We start from the raw sequence: 23,973 nt of genomic DNA, 5'->3' as shown, positions 1-23,973 counted from the left end.
TTAGATAAGCCGTACCTGCGCGCCGACCGGAACCAGCGGGAAAAGTTCGGCGATTTTTTCATTGTACAGGCCGATACAGCCAGACGACGACCGCCGCCCAATCTTGCGCGTGTCATGGGTGCCGTGGATCAGATAGGCAGGCCAACTTAGGTACAGCGCATGTGTGCCAAGCGGGTTGCCGGGGCCGGGGGGCATATATTCGGGAAGGTCCGGATTGCTTTCGCGCATGGATGCGGTCGGGGTCCAATCGGGGGCTTCGCGTTTGCGCACCACTTCGGTATAGCCGCGTTTGGTCAGATCCTCGGTCATGGGGACCGACGTTGGGTACAACCGATAGTCAGTGCCATCTGCGTTCCAATAGTGCAGGGCGCGGGACCCGGTGTCGGCCACAATCGTTGCGACACCCAAGGTTTCAAAGTGATCCTGCCAGTTCTGAATCTTGAAGCTGGATATGTTGTGCTTGGCCGCCGCTGGCGCATAGATGGCCGGCTCAGCCACCTGCGCACGCAGAATGGTCGGCGCGGCGAGGGCGGTCAGCCCAACAACAAAGCCGCGGCGGGTGGTCTTCATATTGCTCATCGGTATGGCATCCCTACGGAAAACTCTATTCACAAGTTACTAGCCAGAGGTAATGGGATTGGTCCAGCTTTCAACAGATTGATAAACGTGAATACACAGGAAAGTGAATCGTCACAAGCCAATCTGAAACTCGTCAATCAGCATGCGAACCACAGATTTCAGCGCGGCGTCACGATCTTGGCCTGCCGCAACGGCGCGGTTGAAGGCCGCGCGCTGGCGGTCGGCACTGGTGCCATTGGTGATGAAATCACGGGCGGCCTCCACCTCGGCAACGCAATTCAGCGCCTCTGCGTCTTCGGCGACAAGGCCGATGATTTCGTCCAACAGGTCGGCCATTGGCCGGATTTCGCCCACGCCAAAATCAATCAGCCCTTCGGAAACGCCATAACGTTGCGCGCGCCAGCGGTTTTCGGACAGCAGAAACCTGTCATAGACGCTCCATTGTTGGTTTTTGCGCGTCAGGCGGTACAGCATCCGGGTCAGGCATTGCGTAAGCGCGGCCAGCGAAAGCGTTCCTTCGATGTTGGGCGACACATCGCAAATGCGCGACTCGATCGTTGGGAACCGGGCGGATGGGCGCAAATCCCACCAGATTTTGGTGCTGTCTTCGATTAGGCCCAAGTCGATCAGTGTATCAACCATCAGCCGATAGTCGCCCCAGCTTTCCGGGCGCGGTGGAAGGCCGGTGCGGGGCAGGTTGTCAAACACGGTCAGCCGGTAAGAATTCAGCCCGGTATCGACGCCTTGCCAAAAGGGCGATGATGTCGAAAGCGCCAGAAGATGCGGCAGGAAATAGCAAAGCTGGTTCATCAGCTTTATGCGCATTGCCTTTTCTTCGATGCCGACATGCACATGCATCCCGCAGATCAACATGCGGCTGGCAACGCCTGCCAAGTCCTTGCTAAGCGCGTTGTAACGTTCTTTGTCGGTGTGGTGCTGATCTTTCCAATCCGAAAACGGGTGGCAGGACGCCGCGATAGGGGCCAGACCAAAATCCCCTGCGATACGTGCCACTGTCTGGCGCAGGCGGCGCAGATCTTCGCGGGCTTCATCGATGTTGCGGCAAACCTGTGTACCGATCTCGACCTGACATTGCAGGAACTCAGGGCTGAACTGCCCTTCAAGTTCCTTGGTGCAGGCTGTCATCAGTGCCTCGGGCGCGGTGGCAAGGGCACAGGTTTCTAGGTCAACGAGAAGGTATTCCTCCTCTACACCGATGGTGAATGCTGGGTCTGTGTATGCGATGGCCCTTCTCCGGGTGATCTAGCCCCAGAAAAGCAGACGCCGCGCCACAAGGCAATTCCCTTGGGCGCGGCGCTAAATTTTCGTTGGTCTGTGTCGTCTTAGCCTTTGCGGCGGCGTGCGGCCCCAAGCAGCCCCAAACCACCAAGCAACAGCACAGCGCCTGCTGGCAGTGGTACCGGTGCAAGCTCTTCGTAGCTTACGGTCAACGAGGTGATTTTGAAGGCCGAGTAAGACCCACCAAGCTGCGAACAGTGGCCGTGACGGTTGTACGATACGCAGTGCACGTTGTCGGCCGATGCGCCAATACCGAAGACTTCTGCGTTAACTGTGGTGCTTACCGATTGCGCGACCGAATAGTCACCGGCAAATTCCAGCGTGCCGTCGTTGCCGACGAACATGTCAAAGGTGCTGCCATGGGCGACGCTACCGAAGGTGATGTTGGTGATGGTGACTTCTTCGGTGAATTCGAAAAGCGCGACTTCGTTATAGTAACCGTCAATACGGTGGTCATTGTCGCCATGGTAGGAAACATAGATGCCGTAGTGTTCCTGACGGATAACGTACAGATCGCTTGACGCGACCAAAGGTTCACCGATCGTACCTGTCGGGGTGTTATAGAAACTTGCGTTTACTGTCAGGCCAAGGTCGCCTTCGGTGAAGCTCAACGAGGTGCCTACCTCGTGTCCTGTGGCCGCTGTGAAGTCAAAAGTTTCAGAAACTGTCGCTGCCGAGGCAGACGAGATTGCCAATCCTGCGATCGCGCCGCAAGCGGCCGATAGCGTTTTAAAATACGCACCCATTTCACACCCGTAAAATATGTGCCGCAGTTGCAAGCAGCGGCAAGTTAATAGTCTGTTTTGTGGTGAAACCGGCCCCGGCCCGTGTTGGCCAGGGCAGTTCACCCACCCAAGCCCAGATTTACCAGCAGGCGTGTTCCGTCGCAATGCCAAATAAGGCAACATTGGGGCGCGTATGTTTCAGATTGGGAAACTATGTGGCAGGAATGTGGCGGCGCGTCTTCACGAAAAAGGGCGACCCGAAGGCCGCCCCGATCCGTTTAACGCCAATGGTTTAGCGTTAGTCCATCTGTTTGAAGTTGAACTCGCCGCCTTCTTTGATGCCCGATGGCCAGCGCGATGTGACTGTTTTGGTGCGTGTATAGAAACGGAACGCATCCGGGCCGTGCTGGTTCAGATCGCCAAAGCCGGATTTCTTCCAGCCGCCAAAGGTGTGATAGGCCAGCGGTACAGGGATCGGTACGTTGATACCGACCATGCCGATGTTGATGCGGCTGGCAAAGTCACGCGCGGTGTCGCCATCGCGGGTGAAGATCGCGGTGCCGTTGCCGTATTCGTGGTCCATCGCGTGGCCCAACGCTTCTTCATAGGTTTGGGCGCGGACTTGGGACAGGACAGGGCCGAAGATCTCTTTCTTGTAGATGTCCATGTCGGTGGTCACGCGGTCAAACAGGTGCGGGCCAACAAAGAAACCGTCTTCGTATCCCTGAAGGCTAAAGTCGCGGCCATCCACAACCAGTTCAGCACCCTGATCGATGCCAGACTGAACCAGACCAAGGATGTTTTGTTTGGCGGCTGCAGTCACAACCGGGCCATAGTCCACGTCATTGCCAGCGGTATAAGGGCCGACCTTCAGTTTTTCGATGCGCGGCACCAGCTTTTCGATCAGACGATCCGCTGTTTCTTCGCCAACCGGAACGGCAACCGAAATCGCCATGCAGCGTTCACCAGCGGCACCGTAACCGGCACCGACCAGCGCGTCAGCGGCCTGGTCCATGTCGGCGTCTGGCATGATGATCATGTGGTTCTTAGCACCACCAAAACACTGAACGCGTTTGCCGTTCGCACAGCCGCGCGAATAGATATACTGCGCGATCGGGGTAGAGCCGACAAAGCCAACCGCCTGCACGGTTTCATTGTCCAGTATGGCGTCGACGGATTCTTTATCGCCATTCACCACTTGAAGGACGCCGTCGGGCAGACCGGCCTCTTTCATCAGTTCGGCCAGCATCAGCGGAACCGATGGGTCGCGTTCGGATGGCTTCAGGATAAACGCGTTACCACAGGCAAGGGCGGGGCCCATTTTCCACAGCGGGATCATTGCTGGGAAGTTGAACGGAGTGATGCCCGCAACCACACCCAACGGCTGGCGCATGGAATACATGTCGATGCCGGGGCCGGCGCTGTCGGTGAATTCACCTTTCAAAAGCTGCGGCGCACCGATGCAATATTCGATCACTTCCAGCCCGCGCTGAACGTCGCCTTTAGCGTCTGGAATCGTCTTGCCGTGTTCGCGGCTAAGCGCCTCGGCCAGCTTTTCCATGTCGCGGTTCAGCAGGCGGACGAATTCCATCATCACACGTGCACGGCGCTGTGGGTTTGTGGCGCCCCAAGCTGGCTGCGCTTCGGCGGCGGCGGCAACGGCGGCGTCTAGTTCTTCTTTGCTGGCAAGCGGCACGCGGGCCTGAACCTCGCCGGTGGCGGGGTTGAACACATCGGCAAATCGGCCAGAGGTGCCTTTGACCATCTGGCCGTTAATGAAATGGCTAAGCTCTTCCATGGAGTCCTCCCTTAAAGTCAGTTGGCGTTAGAATAGTCTTGCATTTTTCCCCGCTAAAGAGGCAGTTTCGAAAAAACGTTTTGCAAAAATGGGTGTACGATTGTGGGGTCGAACTGGGACGATATGCGGGTTTTTCTTGCCGTGGCGCGGGCTGAAAGCCTAAGCGGGGCAGGTAAATCGCTGAAACTTGACCCTGCCACCGTTGGGCGTCGCATTCAACGGTTGGAGGAGGGGCTGGGCGCGACCCTGTTCGCGAAGTCCCAACAAGGATACGCGTTGAGCCCCGAAGGAGAGAGGCTTCTGACGCGCGCCGAACAGGCCGAGCAAGCCATTTCAATGGGCACAGAAGAAACGCGCGGCACGCCGGGGCAGCTGTCTGGATCCATCCGGATCGGTGCGCCGGATGGCTGCGCCAATTTCTTGCTTCCACAGGTCTGTGCCCAGATTTGCGACCGCCACCCCGGGCTAGAGGTTCAGGTGGTCGCCCAGCCCCGTGTGGTGAACCTGAGCCGGCGCGAGGCGGATATGGCGGTGGTTGTCAGCCCACCCGATACCGGGCGTCTGACCGTGCAGAAGATTTCTGACTATAAACTTCACCTTGCCGCAGCCCAAGAATACCTAGAAAGCCATGGCCCGATAAAGGATTTGGCGGCGCTAAAGGATCGCAGGTTGGTTGGCTATATTCCCGACATGATCTTCGACAAAGAGTTGGACTATCTATCGGCCACCGGTTCCGAACATGTGGAACTTGCGTCGAATTCGGTCTCTGTGCAGCTTAACTTTTTGCGCCACGGGGCAGGGGTTGGCATCGTGCATGATTTTGCGCTGCCTTTCGCGCCGGGCTTGCGGAAAATCCTGACTGAGTCGTTTTCACTGACCCGTAGTTTTTACCTGATCCGCCATTCGGACGACCGGAAAGTAGAGCGTTTGAACCGTTTCGCAGCTGAACTTTCAGAGGGAATTAAGCGGGAAGTGACCCGACTCGAAGGGATGGGTTGACAGGTTGTCGCAGTTGGGTGGACGCTGAAGGAGTATTTTTCAGGGAGGACCAACACGAATGCATGTGCAACAAATCCTGAAGTCGAAGCCAGAAGGCCCAGTTATCACCATCGCCCCCGGGTCATCGGTGGCCGACGCGGCCGAACTGTTATCGACGCGGCGAATAGGGTCACTTGTGGTGTCTTCTGATGGAACCACGGTTGCTGGAATTCTGTCAGAACGCGATATCGTGCGGGAACTTGGGCGTCGCGGGCCATCTTGCATGGCTGACAAGGTCGATGACCTGATGACCCGAGAGATCGTGACCTGCCAACCAAGTGACGTCACGGACGAGGTTTTGCGCAAAATGACCGACGGTCGGTTCCGCCACATGCCGGTCATGGAAGGTGGGAAAATGGTCGGTCTTATTTCCATCGGTGACGTGGTGAAAACACGCCTTGCGGAACTTTCGATGGAAAAAGATGCGCTAGAAGGCATGATCATGGGTCACTAGACCTTGCGCCCCCTTGCATTGCCGCGCGCAATATTGTTGCGTGCGGGAAACGAATGAAGGGGGACATTCATGCGTATCGGACTTTATCCCGGCACCTTCGACCCGGTCACACTGGGTCACATGGATATTATTCAGCGGGCGTCAAAGCTGGTCGATAGGCTGGTGATTGGCGTCGCGATCAACCGCGATAAGGGGCCACTGTTCAGTCTGGAAGAACGTGTCGCCATGGTCGAAGCGGAATGCGCCAAACACGCGGTTCCCGGCGGCCCGGAATTTGTCGTCCATCCCTTTGAAAATCTGCTCATTGACTGCGCCCATGATGTCGGCGCGGGGGTTATCATTCGCGGCCTGCGCGCCGTGGCGGATTTTGAGTATGAATTCCAGATGGTCGGAATGAACCGCGCACTTGATGCAAGTGTTGAGACCGTCTTTTTGATGGCCGATGCGCGCCGTCAGGCGATTGCGTCAAAGCTGGTCAAGGAAATCGCCCGCCTTGGGGGTGACGTTTCACAGTTCGTGACACCCGCCGTGAACGAAGAGCTGAGGAAGAAATTCCAATAGCGCACTTTATTTGTCTGTCATAAGTGCTTGGAATTCTGGGAAGTCTCGGCCCAGCTGTTGCACCACATAGGCACCACCTTTCAGTGCCCAATGTGCGTAATCCACGAAAATGGGCAGGTTGTCCCCATAGGTGTAATCGCAACGGCCGTCTTCGCATATCGCATCGTATGATGAGATATAATTGACGGGGCTTCCCGCGAATTCGTCCTGAAGCATTTGATCTAGCGCCCCATAGACCGTCAGGTCAATCGCACCCATTTCATCGTGAAATTTGTTCATCGACCGACTGCGTGCCAAGATAACATCAATCTTGGGGTGAAACTCGGGGCGGGGACCGACAAACCAGACAGGCATGCCAGACTGGCTGATCGTTTCAAGGGTGCTGCGAATCCGGCGTGGCGCGGTGTCGTCGATCGTTAGCTTTTCTTCAAGCTCGGGATCTCCGAAAAGGAGATGCGCGCCGCGTTGGGTATACAGAACCGCGTCGATATTCTGACGATTGTCTTCGATCCAGGCCAACATCTCGCCGTGCCAATCCGCGCATGTTTTCCTGATCGGGCCAGTGCGCGTCATGGCGCAGCCCGCGCCAGTAAGTTGAACGACATTGCGGTCCGCAAAATTTCTGCTTAGCGCAGCGTAAAGGTCGGCCGCGTGGCTGTCGCCCAAGACCACAATCATATCACTGCGGTCCTTGGGCAAACATTCGTCAAAAAGCTTGTCATACACAGCTTTCGATTTGCTTGAGAAATGGCAGGTGGTTTGACGGATCGCCAGTTTGCGGGCGTCTTTTCCATCTTCGACGGCTTCGAAAAGCGCCTGCATCTGTTTCGGCAGACGTGAAGGGATTCCCTTTTGGTCGATGACAATGCCACAAGCGACAAGCGTTGTGATGACGGTGGAAATGCTCATCCAGCGCAGTGTCGGGCCCGAAACGCGGTACCCCGCACCATCGCGCAGCCGGAATGGGGTTTCGACCGCGTGATAAAGAAATGCACCCGTGGCAAAGGCAGCGATGCAAAGGCCAGCGATCTGGATCGCGCTGTCGGGGTAGCCGACCTCGTACGCGTAAAAGACAAGGATGGGCCAATGAGCAAGATAGATCGAATAACTGGCCCGACCGATATAGCGGATGGGCGAAAGGCTAAGCGCCCGATTGATGACCGCCTCGGGGCCTGCGGCGATGATAAGGGCGGCACCGATACAGGGCACCAAGGATAGGACACCGGGAAAGCGGCTGCTTTCATCAAGCGCCAGAACGCTGACGATGATCAATACGGCCCCCAGAACAGAGGCTGAATTGCGTAAAGTCCGCGATTGCGCCTCGAAGCCGCCGCGCAGGGCAAGCACGGCACCAAGTGCAAATTCAGCAATCCGAAACGGCGTCAGAAAGAACGCGGCAGAAGGATCACGCGAAAGCATCACTTCGCCGGCAAGTACGCTGATGACGCCCAACGCAACCGTCGCAAAGACGATAGATGCTGTTTTCTTCAGTCTGGACAGCCCGAGAAGAAGAAGCGGCCAAACGAGATAGAATTGCTCTTCTACGGCGAGTGACCACAGATGAAGCAGCGGCTTGTTGATCGCGACTTCGTCGAAATACCCGGCTTCGGTCCAGAAAAAGATATTGGAAACGGAAAACACGGCCGCAACGGTGGAACGGCCCAGCCTTTCGAACTGGTCAGGGGAAAAGAAAAGATACCCCGCCGCAAGCGTTCCCATAAGGACCACCAGCAAACTCGGCGCCAGACGTCGCAGCCGACGCATGTAGAATGTCGCGAAGCTGAACTTTTGCGCGCGGATGTCTTTCAGGACCAGCCCGGTAATAAGAAAGCCGCTGATGACAAAGAAAATATCCACGCCGACATAGCCACCGGCAAGTTGCGACACGCCCATGTGGAAAAGCACGATAACGCTGACCGCAAGGGCGCGCATGCCGTCGATATCTTTTCTGTAAACGGTAGAAGACGACATGGGGTTGGCCTTGGATTGTTCTGTCTGGTGGTGCCAAATAGCAGGGGCCTTCTTTAATCACAATTATCAGGCGTTCCTGTTGCTTGGATTGTTGCGCAGTGTGGTCAAAAGGAAAAAGCCGCCCCGAAGGGCGGCTTTTACGACATAGGCTGATTGGCAAGACTTAAAGGTATTTCGCCATTTCGACGGCTGTGTCTGCCATCCGGTTGGAGAAGCCCCATTCGTTGTCATACCACGTCAGGATGCGGCAGAAGTTGCCGTCCAGAACTTTGGTTTGATCGGTCGCGAAGATCGACGAATGCGGGTCGTGGTTGAAGTCCATCGAAACCAGTTTGTCATCAGTCACGCCAAGGATGCCTTTCAGCGGGCCAGCGGCGGCAGCGTGGATTGCTGCATTGATTTCTTCGGCTGAGGTTTCACGGTCGGTTTCGAATGTCAGGTCGACGGTTGAAACGTTCGGTGTGGGCACGCGGATAGCAACGCCGTCCAGTTTGCCGTTCAGTTCGGGCAGCACCAGACCTACAGCCTTGGCCGCGCCCGTGGAGGTTGGGATCATCGACATTGCAGCAGCACGCGCGCGATACAGGTCAGAGTGCATCGTATCCAGCGTTGGCTGGTCGCCGGTGTAGCTGTGGATGGTGGTCATCAGGCCGCGCTTGATGCCGATCGTGTCGTTGATGACCTTGGCAACAGGGGCCAGACAGTTCGTCGTGCAGGACGCGTTGGAAACGATCAGGTCATCGGCTGTCAGTGTGTCGTGGTTCACGCCGTAAACGATGGTTTTGTCGGCGCCTGCGGAAGGTGCGGAAACTAGAACGCGGCTGGCACCGTTTTCCAGATGCACCAGCGCCTTTTCCTTGGCGGTGAAGATACCTGTACATTCCAGCACGATATCAACGTCGCCCCATGGCAGGTCGGCGGGGTTGCGAATTGCTGTTACCGCGATTGGGCCTTTACCCACGTCGATCGAGGTTTCTGTTGTCGTGACCTCGGCAGGGAAGCGACCGTGAACCGAGTCATAGCGCAGAAGGTGTGCGTTGGTTTCAACCGGACCCAGATCGTTGATTGCGACGACTTCGATATCGGTCCGGCCCGATTCAATGATGCCGCGCAGAACATTTCGACCGATCCGCCCAAAGCCGTTGATTGCTACTTTTACTGACATTGCGAAATTCCCTTAGTATGGCGACTGTTGCCGCTAACAATCGGTTTTTTCGTCCCAACGTCAACCGCGAAGTGAGCGCTAACGCCAGAACGCAATATATTCCGTCAAGGCTGACAGCTTTTTCGCAAGAAACAAGCTGGTGTTCCAATCATTCAGAAAATAGTCAGCAAAAAGGGCGGCCAAAATGACCACCCCTAGAATTACTGCAAGCCTGTCTGTCATAGATAGGGCTGGGGGCGCTGGCCCCACTCTCCTTAGTGGAGGAGCCGCCCCATCGTTGCCGCAACATCGGCCATACGGCAGGAAAAGCCCCATTCGTTGTCATACCATGCCAACACGCGGACGGTGCGGCCACCGACCACTTTGGTCTGGTCTGGCGCGAAGATAGACGAATGCGGCGTATGATTGAAGTCGATCGAAACCTTGGCTTCTGGATCGTATGCCAGAACCGCGCCCATATGGCCTGCGGCGGCTTCGCGGACGACTTCGTTCACGTCTTCGACGGTTACGTCTTTGCTGGCCTCGAAGGTAAGGTCCACGGCTGACACGTTTGGCGTGGGCACGCGCAGGGCGGTCCCGTCCAGTTTGCCCTTCAGTTCTGGCAGAACCTCGCCCAATGCTTTGGCAGCGCCGGTCGAAGTTGGGATCATCGCCATGGCCGCAGCACGGGCGCGATACAAATCTTTGTGGCGGCGGTCCAGCGTCGGCTGATCGCCGGTGTAGCTGTGGATCGTCGTCATTAAGCCACGTTCAATCCCGATGACGTCGTTCAAAACCTTGGCAAGCGGGGCCAGACAGTTGGTTGTGCACGATCCGTTGGAAACCACGTGGTCATCGACCGAAAGCGCGCGGTGGTTCACGCCATAAACCACGGTGCGGTCTGCGTTCGTCGCTGGTGCCGAAACCAGAACCCGCTTTGCACCATGTTCAAGGTGAACCGCAGCCTTCGCGCGGTCGTTGAATTTGCCGGTACATTCCAGAACCACATCGCAGCCGGACCAATCCAGCTCGGTCGGGTCATAAGTCGAAAACACCTGCATCGGGCCGCGGCCCAGATCCAGCGTGTCGCCATCGACGGTCACGTTTCCGGGGAACCGGCCATGGACACTGTCGTATTTCAGAAGGTGAGCGTTGGTTTCGATTGGCCCCGTGGCGTTGATCTTGACCACCTGAACGTCATTACGTGCTGCTTCGGCGATGTGTGCCAAAGTGCAGCGCCCGATGCGGCCAAACCCATTGATACCAAGGGTAATCGTCATATCCACTCTCCGTCTCCTGCAGGCGCTTGCCCGACCGTCGCGTTTGAACAGGTGATTAACGGTGTTTGGCTAATCGGGGAAGGTGAAACCGGGAATAAAAACAGCATGTTAGCGCAAAAGTATGCTTTTGCATCCCGTGGTGGCGCTAACGAATTTTTGGTGAGCGCTAACGGAAATGGCGGATCACCAAAGCCGGGAATCGCGAAGGCGGCGCCGGTTGGTACGGCGCCGCCTTCTTTTTTGTGTAATCGAACTTACAGAAGCGATTTGACCTTTTCAGCCACCGCTTCGGCCGTGATGCCGAACTTTTCATAAAGCTCGCCCGCCGGGGCAGAGGCACCAAAGCCCTGCATGCCAACGAAGCCTGCTTTTACTTCGCGGCCACGTTCGCCCAGAAGCCACTGATCCCAACCGAAACGAACACCTGCTTCAACAGCAACCCGAACAGGGCCACCTGGCAGAACGCGCTTGCGATAGGATTCTTCCTGCTGCGCGAACAGCTCCCAGCATGGCATGGAAACGACGCGCGCGCCGATCCCTTCGGCCTGAAGCAGGTCACGCGCTTTCAGCGCGATTTCAACTTCGGAGCCTGAGGCCATAATGATGGCTTGGCGTTTGCCTTCGGCGTCGGCCAGAACATAGCCACCTTGGGCGACCAAGTTCTTGGTCTTGTGTTCGGTCCGTACCGTGGGCAGGCCCTGACGGCTTAGCGCCAGAACAGACGGCGTTTTGGTGGAGGTCAGCGCTAGTTCCCAAGCTTCGGCGGTTTCAACCGTATCGGCAGGGCGGAACACCATGGTGTTCGGCGTCGCGCGCAGCATGGCCAAGTGTTCGACCGGCTGGTGGGTTGGGCCGTCTTCGCCAAGGCCGATGCTGTCATGGGTCATGACGTAGGTGACAGGCACCTGCATCAGCGCCGACAAGCGCATCGCGCCACGGGCGTAGTCGGTGAAGCACATGAACGTACCGCCATAGGGGCGGATGCCACCGTGCAGCGCCATGCCGTTCATCGCGGCGGCCATGCCGTGTTCACGAATGCCGTAGTAAACGTAACGGCCACCGCGGTTTTCCGGGTCAAAGACACCCAGATCAGCGGTTTTGGTGTTGTTGGAACCGGTAAGGTCCGCAGAACCGCCAACAGTTTCGGTCATGATCGGGTTGATCACGTCCAAGACCATCTCGCTGGATTTACGGGTGGCGACCTTTGGTGCCTCTTCCGAGACTTTCTTTTTCAGCGCTTTGATCGTGGCCGAAAGCTTTTTGTGCGCTTCGCCAGCATAGGCGCGTTCGAATTCACGCTGCTTGTTGCCGGGCAGGGTGGCAAAACGCTTTTCCCATTCTGCACGTTCTTCGGCGCCGCGCGAACCGATGGCTTCCCATGCGGATTTGATATCGGCAGGGATTTCGAACTCGCCTGCTGTCCAGCCGTAACCGGCCTTGGCATCAGCGATCAGTTTGTCGTCGGTTAGTGCGCCGTGACCCTTAGAGGTATCCTGCGCAGACGAACCCAGTGCGATATGCGTTTTGCAGGCAATCATCGAAGGTTTCTTCGATTTCTTGGCAGCAATGATCGCCTCGTCGATTTCAACGGGGTTGTGGCCGTCGATTTCCTGAACGTGCCAGCCGGACGCCTTGAAGCGCGCAACCTGATCCGTCTTATCGGAGAGTTCGACGGTGCCGTCGATGGTGATGCCGTTGTTGTCCCAGAACACAACCAGCTTGGAAAGTTCGTGCTTACCAGCAAGGCCGATGGATTCTTGGCTGACGCCTTCCATCAGGCACCCGTCGCCCGCGATCACATAGGTATAGTGATCGACGGCTTTCTTGCCGTAATGCGCGCGCTGGATTTCTTCGGCCATCGCGAAGCCAACGGAATTGGCGATACCTTGGCCAAGCGGGCCAGTGGTGGTTTCAACGCCATCCAACAAGAAGTTTTCCGGGTGACCCGCAGTCAGGGCGCCCATCTGGCGGAAGTTCTTGATCTGATCAAGCGTCACCTGTTCGTACCCTGTCAGATACAACAGCGAATAGATCAGCATAGAGCCGTGTCCCGCAGACAGGATAAACCGGTCACGGTCTGGCCAGTTCGGCGCTTTGGCGTCGAACTTCAGGTGCTTTTCGAAAAGCACCGTGGCAACGTCGGCCATGCCCATCGGCATGCCAGAGTGGCCAGAGTTTGCTGCACGGATCGCATCCAACGTCAGAGCGCGGATTGCACATGCTTTCGACCAATGGTCGGGATGGGCTTCGGCGAGGGCTTTAATGTCCACGGGGCGGGGTCCTTCCTCTTGCGGGCCTCAGTGTTGAAAGGGGTGATAGGCACGCTTGCAGGCAAGATCAAGCGTGCCGGGTAAGGTATTGGCGGGAAATGGGGGCGCATTTCCCAAACCCATTGGGTAAGATCAGGGAACCTGAACTGCTGCCCCGATTCGTGCGCATGTCCCGTGACACGCCAGGGGGCGAGAAAACCAAGAAATGGGGACAGGCATAGATGAGCGATATCACGGAACTTGAACGCCGGATTAACTTCGCACTTGAACGCATAAGCAAAGGCGCTGACCTATTGTCAGAGTCGCGCAGCAACGCCATTGAGGCCGCGCAGGTTGCCGAGGCCGCCGCGAAAGAGAGCGCGACAGACGACAGCGCGCTAGCTGCGGTTCAAGAAGAGCTGGCAGCCGAAAAAGCCGCGAATGCCCAGCTGGAAGAGCGGGTCATTGCGATCCGCGACAAACAGGAAAGCCAAGTGGCGCAGCTTGAAGCACGCGTCGCCAAGCTGACCGCGCGCGCCGACACGGCCGAGGCGGAAATAGAACGCCTTCGCGCCATCAATGCCAAGCTGCGTGAACACACGACAGCCTTGCGCGTTGCCAACACCACTGGCGCAAGGGATTCTTCGCTGATCAACGCATCGATGGCCGCAGAGCTGGAAGCGCTGCGCGCATTACGAGAGAGTGACCGCAGTGAGCTTGATGAAATCATCGACTCGATCACGCCGCTGACGGAGGAGGGGACGAATGCCTGAGATTCAAATCACCATCGGGGGGCGCGTTTTCGAAGTTGCTTGCCAAGAAGGTGAGGAACGTTTTTTGCAATCCGCGGCCAAGCTGCTGGACAACGAAGCATCGGTTCTTGTTGGACAGATCGGGCGCCTTCCCGAAGCGCGGATGCTTTTGATGGCGGGCCTGATGCTTGCCGACAAAACCGCCGGCATGGAAGAAAAGCTGCACGAGCTGGAGCTGGAGCTGAGCAAGAAAGAAAATCAAGTGACCGCACTTGAATCCCGTCCGCAGCCAGAGCCTCAGAAGATCGAGGTGCCGGTCATCCCGCCGGCTGTCGGTGAAAGCATGGCGGAAATCGCCGCGCGGGCCGAAGCCTTGGCAGATGCACTTGAAGAAAAAGCGGCTGGTTGACCCAGCCGCTTTTGGTTTTCTTGAAATCTTGGCCGTGAAGCCGCGTTATGCGTTGGCTTCGCGGATTTTGTCGGCAGCTTCTTTGTCGTAGCCAACGCCATTTTCTTCGAACAGCGTGTCCAGCTCACCCGACAGGGTCATCTCGGTCACGATATCGCATCCGCCGATGAATTCACCTTTAACGTAAAGCTGTGGCACGGTTGGCCAGTCGCTGAAGTCTTTGATGCCTTGGCGGATTGCTTCGTCGGCCAAAACATTTACGTCAGCAAATTCCACGCCCATGAAGTTCAGCACACCAGCCACGCGGGACGAAAACCCACACTGGGGCATTTCCTTGGTGCCCTTCATGTAGAGGACGACGTCGTTAGCCTTATTGGTTTCTTCGATCTGTGTTTTTGCGTCTGTCATGCTAGGCATTCCGTTTCATCTAGTGTCAAAAGTCGCCATCGAAGTCCCAGCCCGGAGTAGGGTCAAGGTCTCCACCTTGGTCTCGTTGTCTGGCTTTTTCTTGCCGTCTGCGAATATCTTGACCTAGATGCCTTTTTTCAGCTTCGAAAGCTTTTGCGACATTTGGGTCAATTCCGTCCCGGCGCGCCATTTCCAAGTATTCCCGTTTGCGCTTCTCTGTATGGTCTGGCTTCCTTGGGTCAACCGTTGGCCGGTCAACTCCCCGCTTCAATAGAACAACCATCAGCACTGCGATACTCAACAATATCAAAGTGCCGATGGTTGAATCCATTATTCCGGCACTTTGGTCGTCAGCGCCAGTGCATGAAGGGCACCGTTGCTGCCGGCCATTTTATCTTTCAGCGCGGCGTAAACGGCGCGCTGTTGTTGGACGCGGTTCTTGCCACGGAAGCTTTCGTCGATCACCTCTGCGGCCCAATGGTTGCCGTCACCGGCAAGGTCCGTGATGGTGATCTTCGCGTCAGGGAACTGCGCTCGGATCAGCTCTTCGATTTCTTGGGCTTCCATCGCCATGTTTTAGCGTCCTTTATGTCTTACCCTAAGATGTAAGGGCGGACCTGCCGTCAGGCAAGCCTTAGGCGATAGCTGCTGAAAAAGCAGTCCGGTAAAGCGCACTGAGTTCGGCCAGTGGAGCCTCGGCGTCGCCCAGTTTCACCGTGTCACCGCCAAAGCGGCCAACGGTTTCAACGTGAACACCGGCTTGCCCGGCGGCAACCATCAACGCTTCGGCCTGATCAAAGCTGCAGGCGATCAGGTAACGCGCCTGATCTTCGCCAAACAGGGTCGGGGTGTCGCCCGCATCAAGGTGAAGGCCAACGCCGCCCGCTTCGGCCATCTCAAACGCGGCCAGCGCAAGCCCGCCATCAGACAGGTCGGAACAGCCGCCGATCAACGCATGTTGCGCACGGATGAATTCACCGTTGCGGCGTTCTGCATCCAGATCAACATGAGGTGCATCGCCATCTTCACGGTTGAACACTTCGGCCAACAGGGCTGATTGGCCCAAGTGGCCGGTGGTTTCGCCAACCAACAGCGCGATGTCGCCTTCCGACGGAACACCGGCGATCAGGTCATCAGCATCTTCCAACAGGCCAACCGCACCGATGGTCGGTGTCGGCAGAATGCCAGTGCCGTCAGTTTCGTTGTAAAGCGACACGTTGCCCGAAACGATTGGTACATCAAGCGCTGCAACCGCTGCGCCGATGCCTTTGATCGCGCCCACGAACTGGCCCATGATTTCGGGCTTTTCGGGGTTGCCGAAGTTCAGGTTGTCGGTCGTTGCCAGCGGCTTTGCGCCAACAGCACAGATGTTGCGATACGCTTCGGCGACGGCCTGTTTGCCGCCCTCAAACGGGTTGGCACGCACATAGCGGGGCGTCACATCAGACGTGAACGCCAGCGCCTTTTTCGTACCGTGTACGCGGACAACCCCAGCACCAAGACCCGGCGTGCGGATCGTGTCGGCCATGACTTGGGTGTCGTATTGTTCGTAAACCCAGTTCTTCGCCGCGTAGTTTGGCGAAGACAGCAGCGCCTTCAGCCCGTCAATCGCGTCAACGCCGGGCACGTCGTCCATCGCTTCAACAGCGGGCGTTTCGACCCACGGACGGTCATATTCAGGGGCGGTGCCGGACAGTGCCTTCAGCGGCAAGTCCCCCATGACTTCGCCATTGTATTTGATAAGGAAGCGATCCTCATCAATCGTGTGGCCAACGATGGCGAAATCCAGATCCCATTTTTCGAAGACGGCTTTTGCCTCTGCCTCTTTTTCAGGGCGAAGGACCATCAGCATGCGTTCTTGGGATTCCGACAGCATCATTTCATAGGCTGTCATGTTCTCTTCGCGCACGGGCACGCATTCCAGGTTCAGCTCGACGCCCAGATTGCCTTTGTCGCCCATCTCAACAGCCGAACATGTCAGGCCAGCGGCCCCCATATCCTGAATGGAGATTACAGCCCCGGTTGCCATCAGCTCTAGCGTGGCCTCCATCAGGCGCTTTTCGGTGAACGGGTCACCCACCTGAACGGTGGGGCGCTTTTCTTCGATTGTGTCGTCGAATTCCGCAGATGCCATCGTGGCCCCGCCAACGCCGTCACGGCCGGTTTTGGCGCCAAGGTACACGACCGGCATGCCAACGCCCGAGGCTGCGGAATAGAAGATTTTATCCGCATCGGCCAAACCGGCGGCAAACGCATTTACAAGGCAGTTGCCGTTATAGGCTGCGTGGAACCGCACTTCGCCGCCAACAGTTGGAACGCCGAAACAGTTGCCATAACCGCCGACACCTTCGACCACGCCGTTAACAAGCTGGCGGGTTTTGGGGTGGCTGGTTTCGCCAAAGCTTAGCGCGTTCATCGCCGCGATGGGGCGTGCGCCCATGGTGAACACATCGCGCAAGATGCCGCCAACACCCGTGGCCGCGCCCTGATAGGGTTCGATGTAGGATGGGTGGTTGTGGCTTTCCATCTTGAAAACCACGGCCTGACCGTCGCCAATATCAACCACGCCCGCGTTTTCGCCGGGGCCGCAGATAACCTGAGGGCCTTCGGTTGGCAGGGTGCGCAGCCATTTCTTGGAAGACTTGTAAGAACAGTGTTCGTTCCACATCGCCGAAAACACGCCAAGCTCTGTGAAGGTCGGTTCTCGGTTAAGCAGCCGAAGGATCTCGGCGTATTCGTTGGGCGCAAGCCCGTGTGCGGCAATCAGGTCTTCGGTGATCTGAGGCTCTTGCATCTTGTTATACTATCCCCGGCAGCTGGTTTGGGCAGGTCATATTGCAAGCCGGGGCGGGGGAAAAGGGCCAATGGGGTGCCGAAGCGTCTTAGAAATTATATTTTCGGGGCAGAATGTCGAAAATCGGTTGTCTTGCGCGTCTTCAATATGCGTGGCTGGTTCCATTGACCGCTGGCGCACGCATTTTGAAACACCTGATTTAAGGACCCAAGACATGAAATACCTTGCATTGATTTATTCCGCACCCGGTACGGCCCCAGAATACGGCAGCGATGCGTGGGGGCCATTTATGGCGGGCTATGAAACGGCCACTAAAACCTATCTGGCGGATGGTGCCCATATTGCGGGCGAGGCGCTTCAACCGGTTGAAACGGCGACATGTGTGCGCATTCGCAACGGCAAGGCAGAACTGACCGATGGCCCCTTTGCCGAAACCAAAGAGCAATTGGGCGGTTTCTATCTTTTGGATTGTGCGGATCTGGATCAGGCCATCCGCTATGCCAAGCTGATCCCGACAGCCGAACACGGCACTGTTGAGGTGCGCCCCGTCATGGAATTTGACGGCTAATGCCTTCGGCCGCCCCCGAAGAGGTACACCGGGCCGTTGCGCATAGTTTGCGGACGGATCGGGGGCGGCTGCTTGCTGCGCTTACGGCGCATCTGGGAACGCTGGATCTGGCCGAAGATTGCCTGCAAGACGCGATTGAGTCCGCCTTGCGCCATTGGGGGCAGGGCGGGGTGCCGCAAAACCCGCGCGGATGGTTGTTGCAGGTCGCGCGGCGCAAGGCGATCGACCGTGTGCGCAAGGCTGGCACAGCCAGCGGCCACGCCACCGCCATCGGTATGCTGGCAGAGGAAGCCGCAGCAGGGCCGGAAAGGCTTGCGATACCTGACGAACGATTGCGGCTTATCTTTACCTGCTGCCATCCGGCGCTTGATCGCAAAACAAGCGTTGCTTTGACGCTGCGCTGCCTTGGTGGCCTAACCACAAGCGAGATTGCGCGCGCCTTTCTAGATAAAACACCCGCGATGGCGCAGCGCCTTGCAAGGGCGCGGGCCAAGATCGGAAAGGCGGGCATTCCCTTTGCCATTCCAGACCAGCAGGACATGCCCGTGCGGATGGATGCCGTTCTTCAGGTGATCTATCTGATTTACAACGAAGGCTATTGCGCGACCGAGGGTGCGGATCAGCTGCGCGCTGATCTGTGCGAAGAGGCGCTGTTTCTGGCGCGCATGATGGCCGAGCTTTGCCCCGACACGCCCGAGGTTCTGGGGCTGTTGGCGTTGATCGCCGTCGGATATTCCCGCCGCTTGGCCCGGCGCGATGACGCGGGGAACTACGTCCCGCTGTTGGAGCAGGACCGGTCCAAGTGGGACCGCGCATTGATTGCCGAAGGGGAGGATGCGCTTAACCATGCCATGCGTCTGGCACAAACCGGGCCATTTCAACTTCAGGCGGCAATTGCTGCGCTGCATGCAGATGCGAAAACGGCGGATCAAACCGACTGGGCACAGATCGCCGCGCTCTATTCCAAGCTTGCGGAACTTGTGCCGACGGCTGTCGTTCGGCTGAACCATATCGTGGCGCGGTCTTACGTTACGGGGCCGGTCGCAGCCCTTGCTGATCTGGAACTTCTGAAGTCCGAGATGGAGCATTACCAACCTTACCACGCCGCCCGGGCAGAGCTTTTTGCGCGAACAGGCAATGCCGAAAACGCAATAGCGGCTTATGATTTGGCAATTGGATTATCCCGCGTGGACAGTGAGCGCCGTTTTTTGGAGCGACAAAAAGCGGCCCAAGCCGAAATGATGCGCACTGCGTAAACGCGTATCCACCTGACGGCAGCGCAAAAAAAAGGCCGAGACAAGCTCGGCCTAAGTCCAACAGGGAGGTAAAGACGCGAACAAGTCGCAGCCTTCAACCGAGGACTTATGGGCCCATGACCTTCCATTCAAGGAAAAAAATGCCGCACCCGCAACATGGCCGCTATGAGTGTGGCGCATAGCTCACAATTCTGGCGTGTTTTTTTGCCGTTTGCGATGCTCAATAATTTCTTCGGTGACGAAGTCGCGGAACGCTGAAATCCGCTTGGATTGCCGCAATTCCTCGGGGTAGGCAAGGAAGGCCGGAACCTCGTTGCTTTCAACCTCGGGCAGTACGCGCACCAAATCGGGGAAGTCCTGCGTAAGGTAGTCAGGCAGCACCCCGATGCCCAAGTTGTTCAGCACGCCCTGCAAAACGCCGAAGTAATTGTTCACCGTCAGGGTTGATGGGATGTCATGCGACATCAGTTCTTGTACCAAGGCCGCACCAGCACCGACTTGGGCGGATGTGGTGTTTTGACAAATCAGGCGATGCTCGGTCAGATCCGCCATGGTCGTCGGCGTTCCACGTTCGGCCAGATATTCGGGCGATGCATAAAGGCGCATCCGAACGGTCATCAAACGGCGGCGGATCAGGTCGGCCTGACTTGGCTCTTTCATGCGGATGGCGACGTCGGCCTCGCGCATGGGAAGGTCAAGGACACGCTCTTCCAACATCAGGTCAATCTTCAGATGCGGATATTTTTCGTAAAGCTTGGGCAGGCGGGGGGCCAGCCACAGGGTGCCAAAGCCGGTTGTGGTGGTTACGCGCAGCTCTCCGAACACCTCTTCCTCGCTGTCGCGAATGCGCGCGGCGGCGGTATCAAGGCGTTTGTTCATGGCAGCCGTGGCGTCGAAAAGCAATTCACCCTGTTCAGTAAGAATCAGCCCCCGCGCGTGGCGGTGAAACAGGGTGGTGTTCAGGCTTTCCTCTAGGGCACGAATCTGCCGTGACACAGCAGACTGCGATAAATGCAGGACATCGCCCGCATGGGTCAGGCTGCCGGCGTCAGCCACAGCGTGAAAGATTCTGAGTTTGTCCCAATCCATCGCGTAATACTCGTATACTATTGTGGCCACATTGCGGAACTTACCTACCCTTAGCGTTTTCCCATTTGCAAATGGAGACTTGAGGAAAATTCATTTTGTAGGTCAGCTTTTTTGACCTATCCTTGTGCTATGCTCGTTATGCAAGGGAGGTGCCCGATGAGTAAGCAGCAGATAACCCTTCACGACCGGTTCGATTTGGAAAAGTCGCCGGTGTTGTTGAACGGAACCCAGGCGCTTGTGCGCCTTATGCTTATGCAGGCGGCGCGGGACAAGGCGGCGGGGCTGAATACTGCGGGCTATGTCACCGGTTATCGCGGATCGCCCCTTGGTGCCGTTGATATGCAGATGGTGCGCGCCAAGGCGGACCTTGATGCGTCGAACATCCTTTTTCAGCCGGGCCTGAACGAAGACCTTGCAGCGACGGCAATCTGGGGCAGCCAACAGGCCGAACTGCGCGGCGAAGGAAAGCACGACGGTGTCTTCGCGCTTTGGTATGGCAAAGGGCCGGGGGTGGACCGGTCTGGCGATGTGATGCGCCACGCCAATATGGCGGGCACGTCCCCGAATGGCGGCGTGCTGATGGCGATGGGGGATGATCACACCGGCGAAAGTTCAACCACGTTGCACCAATCCGACTGGGCGATGGTGGATGCCTATATGCCCATCGTGTCGCCCGCGGGTGTTCAGGAAATTCTGGATTATGGCCTTTATGGTTATGCGCTTAGCCGGTTTGCTGGCGTCTGGGTTGGCCTGAAAACGATGAAAGACACGGTCGAGGCGACGTCCGTGGTTGATGGGCGCCCGGACCGGATGCAATTCGTGACGCCGCCGTTTGAAAAGCCCGAAGGTGGCATCAACATTCGCCTGATCGACACGCCCGTCGCGCAAGAGGCGCGGATGATCGATTACAAACGCTTTGCGGCCGAAGCCTTCGCGCGGGCGAACAAGATCGACAAGCGCGTCTGGGGAAAGCCGGGGGCCAAGATCGGGTTTGTCGCGGCGGGCAAAAACTGGCTCGACCTGACGCACGCACTGCAACTTCTTGGCATTGATGAGCAAGAGGCAGAGCGGCTGGGCATCACTACCTATAAGATCGGTCAGGTGTGGCCGCTGGATATGCACACGTTCCACCTCTGGGCCGAAGGGCTGGACCTGATCGTTGTGGTCGAAGAAAAACGCAAGCTGATCGAGGTGCAGGTCAAAGAGGCGATCTTTGATGATCGCCACGGTCGCCGCGTCTATGGCTGGAAAGACGGCAATGGCGAAGAGCTGTTCCCGACCCGGTTTGCGATTGACCCGATCATGATCGCGCAAAAGATCGGCGATATTCTTGTGGACGAAGGGCGCGGCACTGATGGCGTAAAGGCCGGCCTTCAGGCGCTTGATGAATCGCGCAAAGCCGACAACGCCGAAGATATCGCAGCGCGTTTGCCGTATTTCTGTTCGGGGTGTCCGCACAACAGCTCTACCAAGGTTCCAGAAGGGGATCGCGCCTATGCCGGGATCGGCTGTCACTATATGGTGCAGTGGATGGACCGACAGACGGTCGGCTTTACCCAAATGGGTGGCGAGGGGGCAAACTGGATCGGCGAGGCCCCGTTTTCCACGCGCGATCACGTGTTCCAGAACCTTGGCGACGGCACCTATAACCATTCGGGCATTCAGGCCATTCGCGCGGCTGTCGCGGCGGGCACGAACATGACCTACAAAATCCTCTACAACGACGCGGTGGCGATGACCGGCGGTCAGTCGAACGAAGGGGATTTATCCGCCCAACAAATCGCGCGCGAAGTGCTGGCGATGGGCGTGAAAGACGTTGCCGTTGTGTATGACGAAAAGGAAGAGTTGGACCTGTCCGCTTTCCCGCGCGAGGTGTCGCTAAGCCCGCGGGATGACCTGATGGCAGTGCAGGAAAGGTTAAGTAAAGTCAAAGGCGTATCAGCACTTATTTATGTTCAAACCTGTGCTGCTGAAAAGCGCCGCCGCCGCAAACGGGGGAAATTCCCGGACCCTGACAAGCGCGTCTTTATCAACACGGATGTCTGCGAAGGCTGCGGCGATTGTGGGGTCCAGTCGAACTGTGTTTCCATCGTACCGGTTGAAACAGAACTGGGGCGCAAACGCGGAATCGATCAAAGTTCGTGCAACAAGGATTTTTCCTGCGTCAAAGGCTTCTGTCCGTCCTTCGTCACGCTTGAAGGCGCGACAATCAAAAAGGAAGCCACGGCAGAAATCGACATTCCCCACCTGCCACAACCCACGCTGCCGGTGATCAACGGCACGTATAACGTGGTGATTACCGGGGTTGGCGGTACGGGCGTGGTGACGGTTGGGGCCATTCTGGCCATGGCCGCGCATCTGGATGGTAAAGGCGCGGGCATGATGGAAATGGCCGGTCTGGCGCAGAAGGGCGGCGCGGTTCACATCCACTGCCGTATCGCGGAACGGCCCGAAGATATCTCGGCCATCCGCGTCGCGACGGGCGAGGCCGATACCGTTATCGGTGGTGATCTGGTCGTGTCGGCGGGCGCGAAGACGCTGGGCCTGATGAAAACCGGAAAAACCGGCGCGGTGGTGAACAGTCACGAAATTATCACCGGTGACTTCACCCGCGACACAGAATTCAAATTGCCCGCCGATCGGCTGAGCCTTGCGTTAGAGGCGCGGTTGCAGGGTAATTTGCAGATGTTCGATGCCTCGGCGCTGGCTAAGGCGCTGATGGGGGATACGATCTATTCGAACATGATGATCCTTGGCGCGGCGTGGCAGCGTGGGCTGGTTCCGCTAAGCGAAGAGGCGATCTTGCGCGCGGTGGAGTTGAACAAGGCAGCCGTTGAAGGCAACAAACGCGCGTTCGAAATTGGCCGGTGGGCAGCGGAACACCCCGCAGAGGCTGCGCGGATCGGCGAGCCGAAGGTCGTTGAAAAGCCCAAGTCTCTGGCCGAAAAAATTGCGTTCCGCGAGGCGCATTTGACGGCTTATCAAGGCAAGCGTTTGGCGAAACGGTACCGCCGGTTGGTGGATCAGGCCGATGACCCCGCTTTGAAAGAGGCGATTGCCACAGGGTATCATAAGCTTCTGTCTTACAAGGATGAATACGAAGTCGCGCGGCTTCACCTTGAAACCGAGTCCAAGGCGCGGGAAGAGTTTGGCGGCGATTTTAAGATGACGTTCCACCTTGCGCCCCCGATCCTTTCAAAGACAGGTGCCGACGGCCGCCCGAAAAAACGCGAATTCGGCCCTTGGATGCTGCGCAGTTTCCAGATTTTGGCAAAGATGAAATCGCTGCGGGGAACACCATTTGATCCCTTCGGTTACACGTCAGAGCGTAAGATGGAGCGTGCGCTTATCAAGCAATACGAAGCTGACATGGCGCGCGTTTTGAAAGAAAGTTCTGCCGATAAAATGGGTCCCGCGGTCGCCTTGGCCGAACTTCCTGTTCAAATTCGCGGCTTCGGCCCTGTGAAAGAAGCCAACGAACGGAAGGCCGCGAAACGCCGGGAAGAGTTTCTGGCAGCGCTCTCTCAAACAGAGGACGCAATGAAACGCGCCGCCGAATAAAACGTCATACGGACGTCACGCCGTTGTCATAAATCCTT

Annotated in this window: 21 protein-coding genes; 8 read left to right on the top strand and 13 right to left on the bottom strand. The window is 57.3% G+C overall.

The window, feature by feature from the left end; genetic code table 11:
* From COL8621_RS10085 to COL8621_RS10070, 4 genes are all read right to left on the bottom strand, one after another.
* A complete protein-coding gene (locus COL8621_RS10085; RefSeq protein WP_093967254.1) occupies nucleotides 1-579 on the bottom strand; it encodes a L,D-transpeptidase in 579 nt (192 codons plus the stop codon).
* Between the two features lie 111 nt (nucleotides 580-690).
* The gene (locus tag COL8621_RS10080; protein ID WP_093967253.1) at nucleotides 691-1,824 is read right to left on the bottom strand and encodes a carboxylate-amine ligase; all 1,134 of its coding nucleotides are present in this window, start codon (nucleotides 1,822-1,824) and stop codon (nucleotides 691-693) included.
* Nucleotides 1,825-1,922: 98 nt separating this feature from the next.
* Nucleotides 1,923-2,624, bottom strand: coding sequence for a VPLPA-CTERM sorting domain-containing protein (locus COL8621_RS10075; protein ID WP_093967252.1), 702 nt, complete (start codon nucleotides 2,622-2,624; stop codon nucleotides 1,923-1,925).
* Between the two features lie 277 nt (nucleotides 2,625-2,901).
* Entirely contained in the window at nucleotides 2,902-4,401 is a 1,500-nt protein-coding gene (locus COL8621_RS10070; protein ID WP_093967251.1) for a CoA-acylating methylmalonate-semialdehyde dehydrogenase, read from the bottom strand.
* Between the two features lie 123 nt (nucleotides 4,402-4,524).
* Here COL8621_RS10070 and COL8621_RS10065 point away from each other — a divergent pair, with 123 nt between their 5' ends.
* The 3 genes from COL8621_RS10065 to coaD all read left to right on the top strand — a co-directional run bounded on the left by COL8621_RS10065 (nucleotide 4,525) and on the right by coaD (nucleotide 6,454).
* A complete protein-coding gene (locus COL8621_RS10065) occupies nucleotides 4,525-5,400 on the top strand; it encodes a LysR family transcriptional regulator (RefSeq protein ID WP_093967250.1) in 876 nt (291 codons plus the stop codon).
* Between the two features lie 58 nt (nucleotides 5,401-5,458).
* Nucleotides 5,459-5,893 carry a CBS domain-containing protein gene (locus tag COL8621_RS10060; protein WP_093967249.1) on the top strand — a complete coding sequence of 145 codons (435 nt, stop codon included), beginning with the start codon at nucleotides 5,459-5,461 and terminating at the stop codon, nucleotides 5,891-5,893.
* A gap of 69 nt (nucleotides 5,894-5,962) precedes the next feature.
* Nucleotides 5,963-6,454 carry a pantetheine-phosphate adenylyltransferase gene (gene coaD / locus COL8621_RS10055; RefSeq protein ID WP_093967248.1) on the top strand — a complete coding sequence of 164 codons (492 nt, stop codon included), beginning with the start codon at nucleotides 5,963-5,965 and terminating at the stop codon, nucleotides 6,452-6,454.
* A gap of 6 nt (nucleotides 6,455-6,460) precedes the next feature.
* Here the strand turns inward: coaD and COL8621_RS10050 are convergent, their stop codons facing one another.
* From COL8621_RS10050 to tkt, 4 genes are all read right to left on the bottom strand, one after another.
* Nucleotides 6,461-8,425 (bottom strand): acyltransferase family protein, encoded by a 1,965-nt coding sequence (locus COL8621_RS10050; protein ID WP_093967247.1) that lies wholly within the window; start codon nucleotides 8,423-8,425, stop codon nucleotides 6,461-6,463.
* Nucleotides 8,426-8,588: 163 nt separating this feature from the next.
* Nucleotides 8,589-9,590, bottom strand: a complete 1,002-nt coding sequence (gene gap, locus COL8621_RS10045) for a type I glyceraldehyde-3-phosphate dehydrogenase (RefSeq protein ID WP_093967246.1) — start codon at nucleotides 9,588-9,590, stop codon at nucleotides 8,589-8,591.
* A gap of 254 nt (nucleotides 9,591-9,844) precedes the next feature.
* A complete protein-coding gene (gene gap / locus COL8621_RS10040; protein ID WP_093967245.1) occupies nucleotides 9,845-10,849 on the bottom strand; it encodes a type I glyceraldehyde-3-phosphate dehydrogenase in 1,005 nt (334 codons plus the stop codon).
* Between the two features lie 254 nt (nucleotides 10,850-11,103).
* A complete protein-coding gene (gene tkt, locus COL8621_RS10035; RefSeq protein WP_093967244.1) occupies nucleotides 11,104-13,119 on the bottom strand; it encodes a transketolase in 2,016 nt (671 codons plus the stop codon).
* A 221-nt stretch (nucleotides 13,120-13,340) separates the two neighbouring features.
* Between tkt and COL8621_RS10030 the strand changes: the two genes are divergently transcribed.
* Both COL8621_RS10030 and COL8621_RS10025 read left to right on the top strand, forming a co-directional pair.
* Nucleotides 13,341-13,871 (top strand): hypothetical protein, encoded by a 531-nt coding sequence (locus tag COL8621_RS10030; protein ID WP_093967243.1) that lies wholly within the window; start codon nucleotides 13,341-13,343, stop codon nucleotides 13,869-13,871.
* Nucleotides 13,864-14,259, top strand: coding sequence for a cell division protein ZapA (locus COL8621_RS10025; protein ID WP_093967242.1), 396 nt, complete (start codon nucleotides 13,864-13,866; stop codon nucleotides 14,257-14,259). The genes COL8621_RS10030 and COL8621_RS10025 overlap by 8 nt, the downstream gene beginning before the upstream one ends.
* Nucleotides 14,260-14,304: 45 nt before the next feature.
* On the opposite strand, the gene grxD is transcribed toward COL8621_RS10025, so the two are convergent.
* The 4 genes from grxD to purL form a co-directional block, all read right to left on the bottom strand.
* Nucleotides 14,305-14,667: a Grx4 family monothiol glutaredoxin gene (grxD, locus tag COL8621_RS10020; protein ID WP_093967241.1), complete on the bottom strand. Its 363-nt coding sequence runs from the start codon at nucleotides 14,665-14,667 to the stop codon at nucleotides 14,305-14,307.
* Nucleotides 14,668-14,692: 25 nt separating this feature from the next.
* Entirely contained in the window at nucleotides 14,693-14,998 is a 306-nt protein-coding gene (locus tag COL8621_RS10015) for a hypothetical protein (RefSeq protein ID WP_093967240.1), read from the bottom strand.
* On the bottom strand, nucleotides 14,998-15,240 hold the full coding sequence (locus COL8621_RS10010) for a BolA family protein (protein WP_093967239.1): 243 nt from the start codon (nucleotides 15,238-15,240) through the stop codon (nucleotides 14,998-15,000). The genes COL8621_RS10015 and COL8621_RS10010 overlap by 1 nt, the downstream gene beginning before the upstream one ends.
* Before the next feature lie 61 nt (nucleotides 15,241-15,301).
* A complete protein-coding gene (purL, locus tag COL8621_RS10005; protein WP_093967238.1) occupies nucleotides 15,302-17,461 on the bottom strand; it encodes a phosphoribosylformylglycinamidine synthase subunit PurL in 2,160 nt (719 codons plus the stop codon).
* 214 nt (nucleotides 17,462-17,675) lie between these two features.
* Between purL and COL8621_RS10000 the strand changes: the two genes are divergently transcribed.
* Both COL8621_RS10000 and COL8621_RS09995 read left to right on the top strand, forming a co-directional pair.
* Nucleotides 17,676-18,029 carry a YciI family protein gene (locus tag COL8621_RS10000; RefSeq protein ID WP_093967237.1) on the top strand — a complete coding sequence of 118 codons (354 nt, stop codon included), beginning with the start codon at nucleotides 17,676-17,678 and terminating at the stop codon, nucleotides 18,027-18,029.
* Nucleotides 18,029-19,285, top strand: a complete 1,257-nt coding sequence (locus tag COL8621_RS09995; RefSeq protein ID WP_093967236.1) for an RNA polymerase sigma factor — start codon at nucleotides 18,029-18,031, stop codon at nucleotides 19,283-19,285. The genes COL8621_RS10000 and COL8621_RS09995 overlap by 1 nt, the downstream gene beginning before the upstream one ends.
* A gap of 183 nt (nucleotides 19,286-19,468) precedes the next feature.
* Here the strand turns inward: COL8621_RS09995 and COL8621_RS09990 are convergent, their stop codons facing one another.
* Nucleotides 19,469-20,374 carry a LysR family transcriptional regulator gene (locus tag COL8621_RS09990; protein ID WP_093967235.1) on the bottom strand — a complete coding sequence of 302 codons (906 nt, stop codon included), beginning with the start codon at nucleotides 20,372-20,374 and terminating at the stop codon, nucleotides 19,469-19,471.
* Nucleotides 20,375-20,530: 156 nt separating this feature from the next.
* Here COL8621_RS09990 and COL8621_RS09985 point away from each other — a divergent pair, with 156 nt between their 5' ends.
* On the top strand, nucleotides 20,531-23,935 hold the full coding sequence (locus tag COL8621_RS09985; RefSeq protein WP_093967234.1) for an indolepyruvate ferredoxin oxidoreductase family protein: 3,405 nt from the start codon (nucleotides 20,531-20,533) through the stop codon (nucleotides 23,933-23,935).
* Nucleotides 23,936-23,973: the final 38 nt, after the last annotated feature.

The organism is Actibacterium lipolyticum (assembly GCF_900184935.1).
Lineage (GTDB): Bacteria > Pseudomonadota > Alphaproteobacteria > Rhodobacterales > Rhodobacteraceae > Actibacterium_A > Actibacterium_A lipolyticum.
This window is presented reverse-complemented; position numbering and strand designations above follow the sequence as displayed.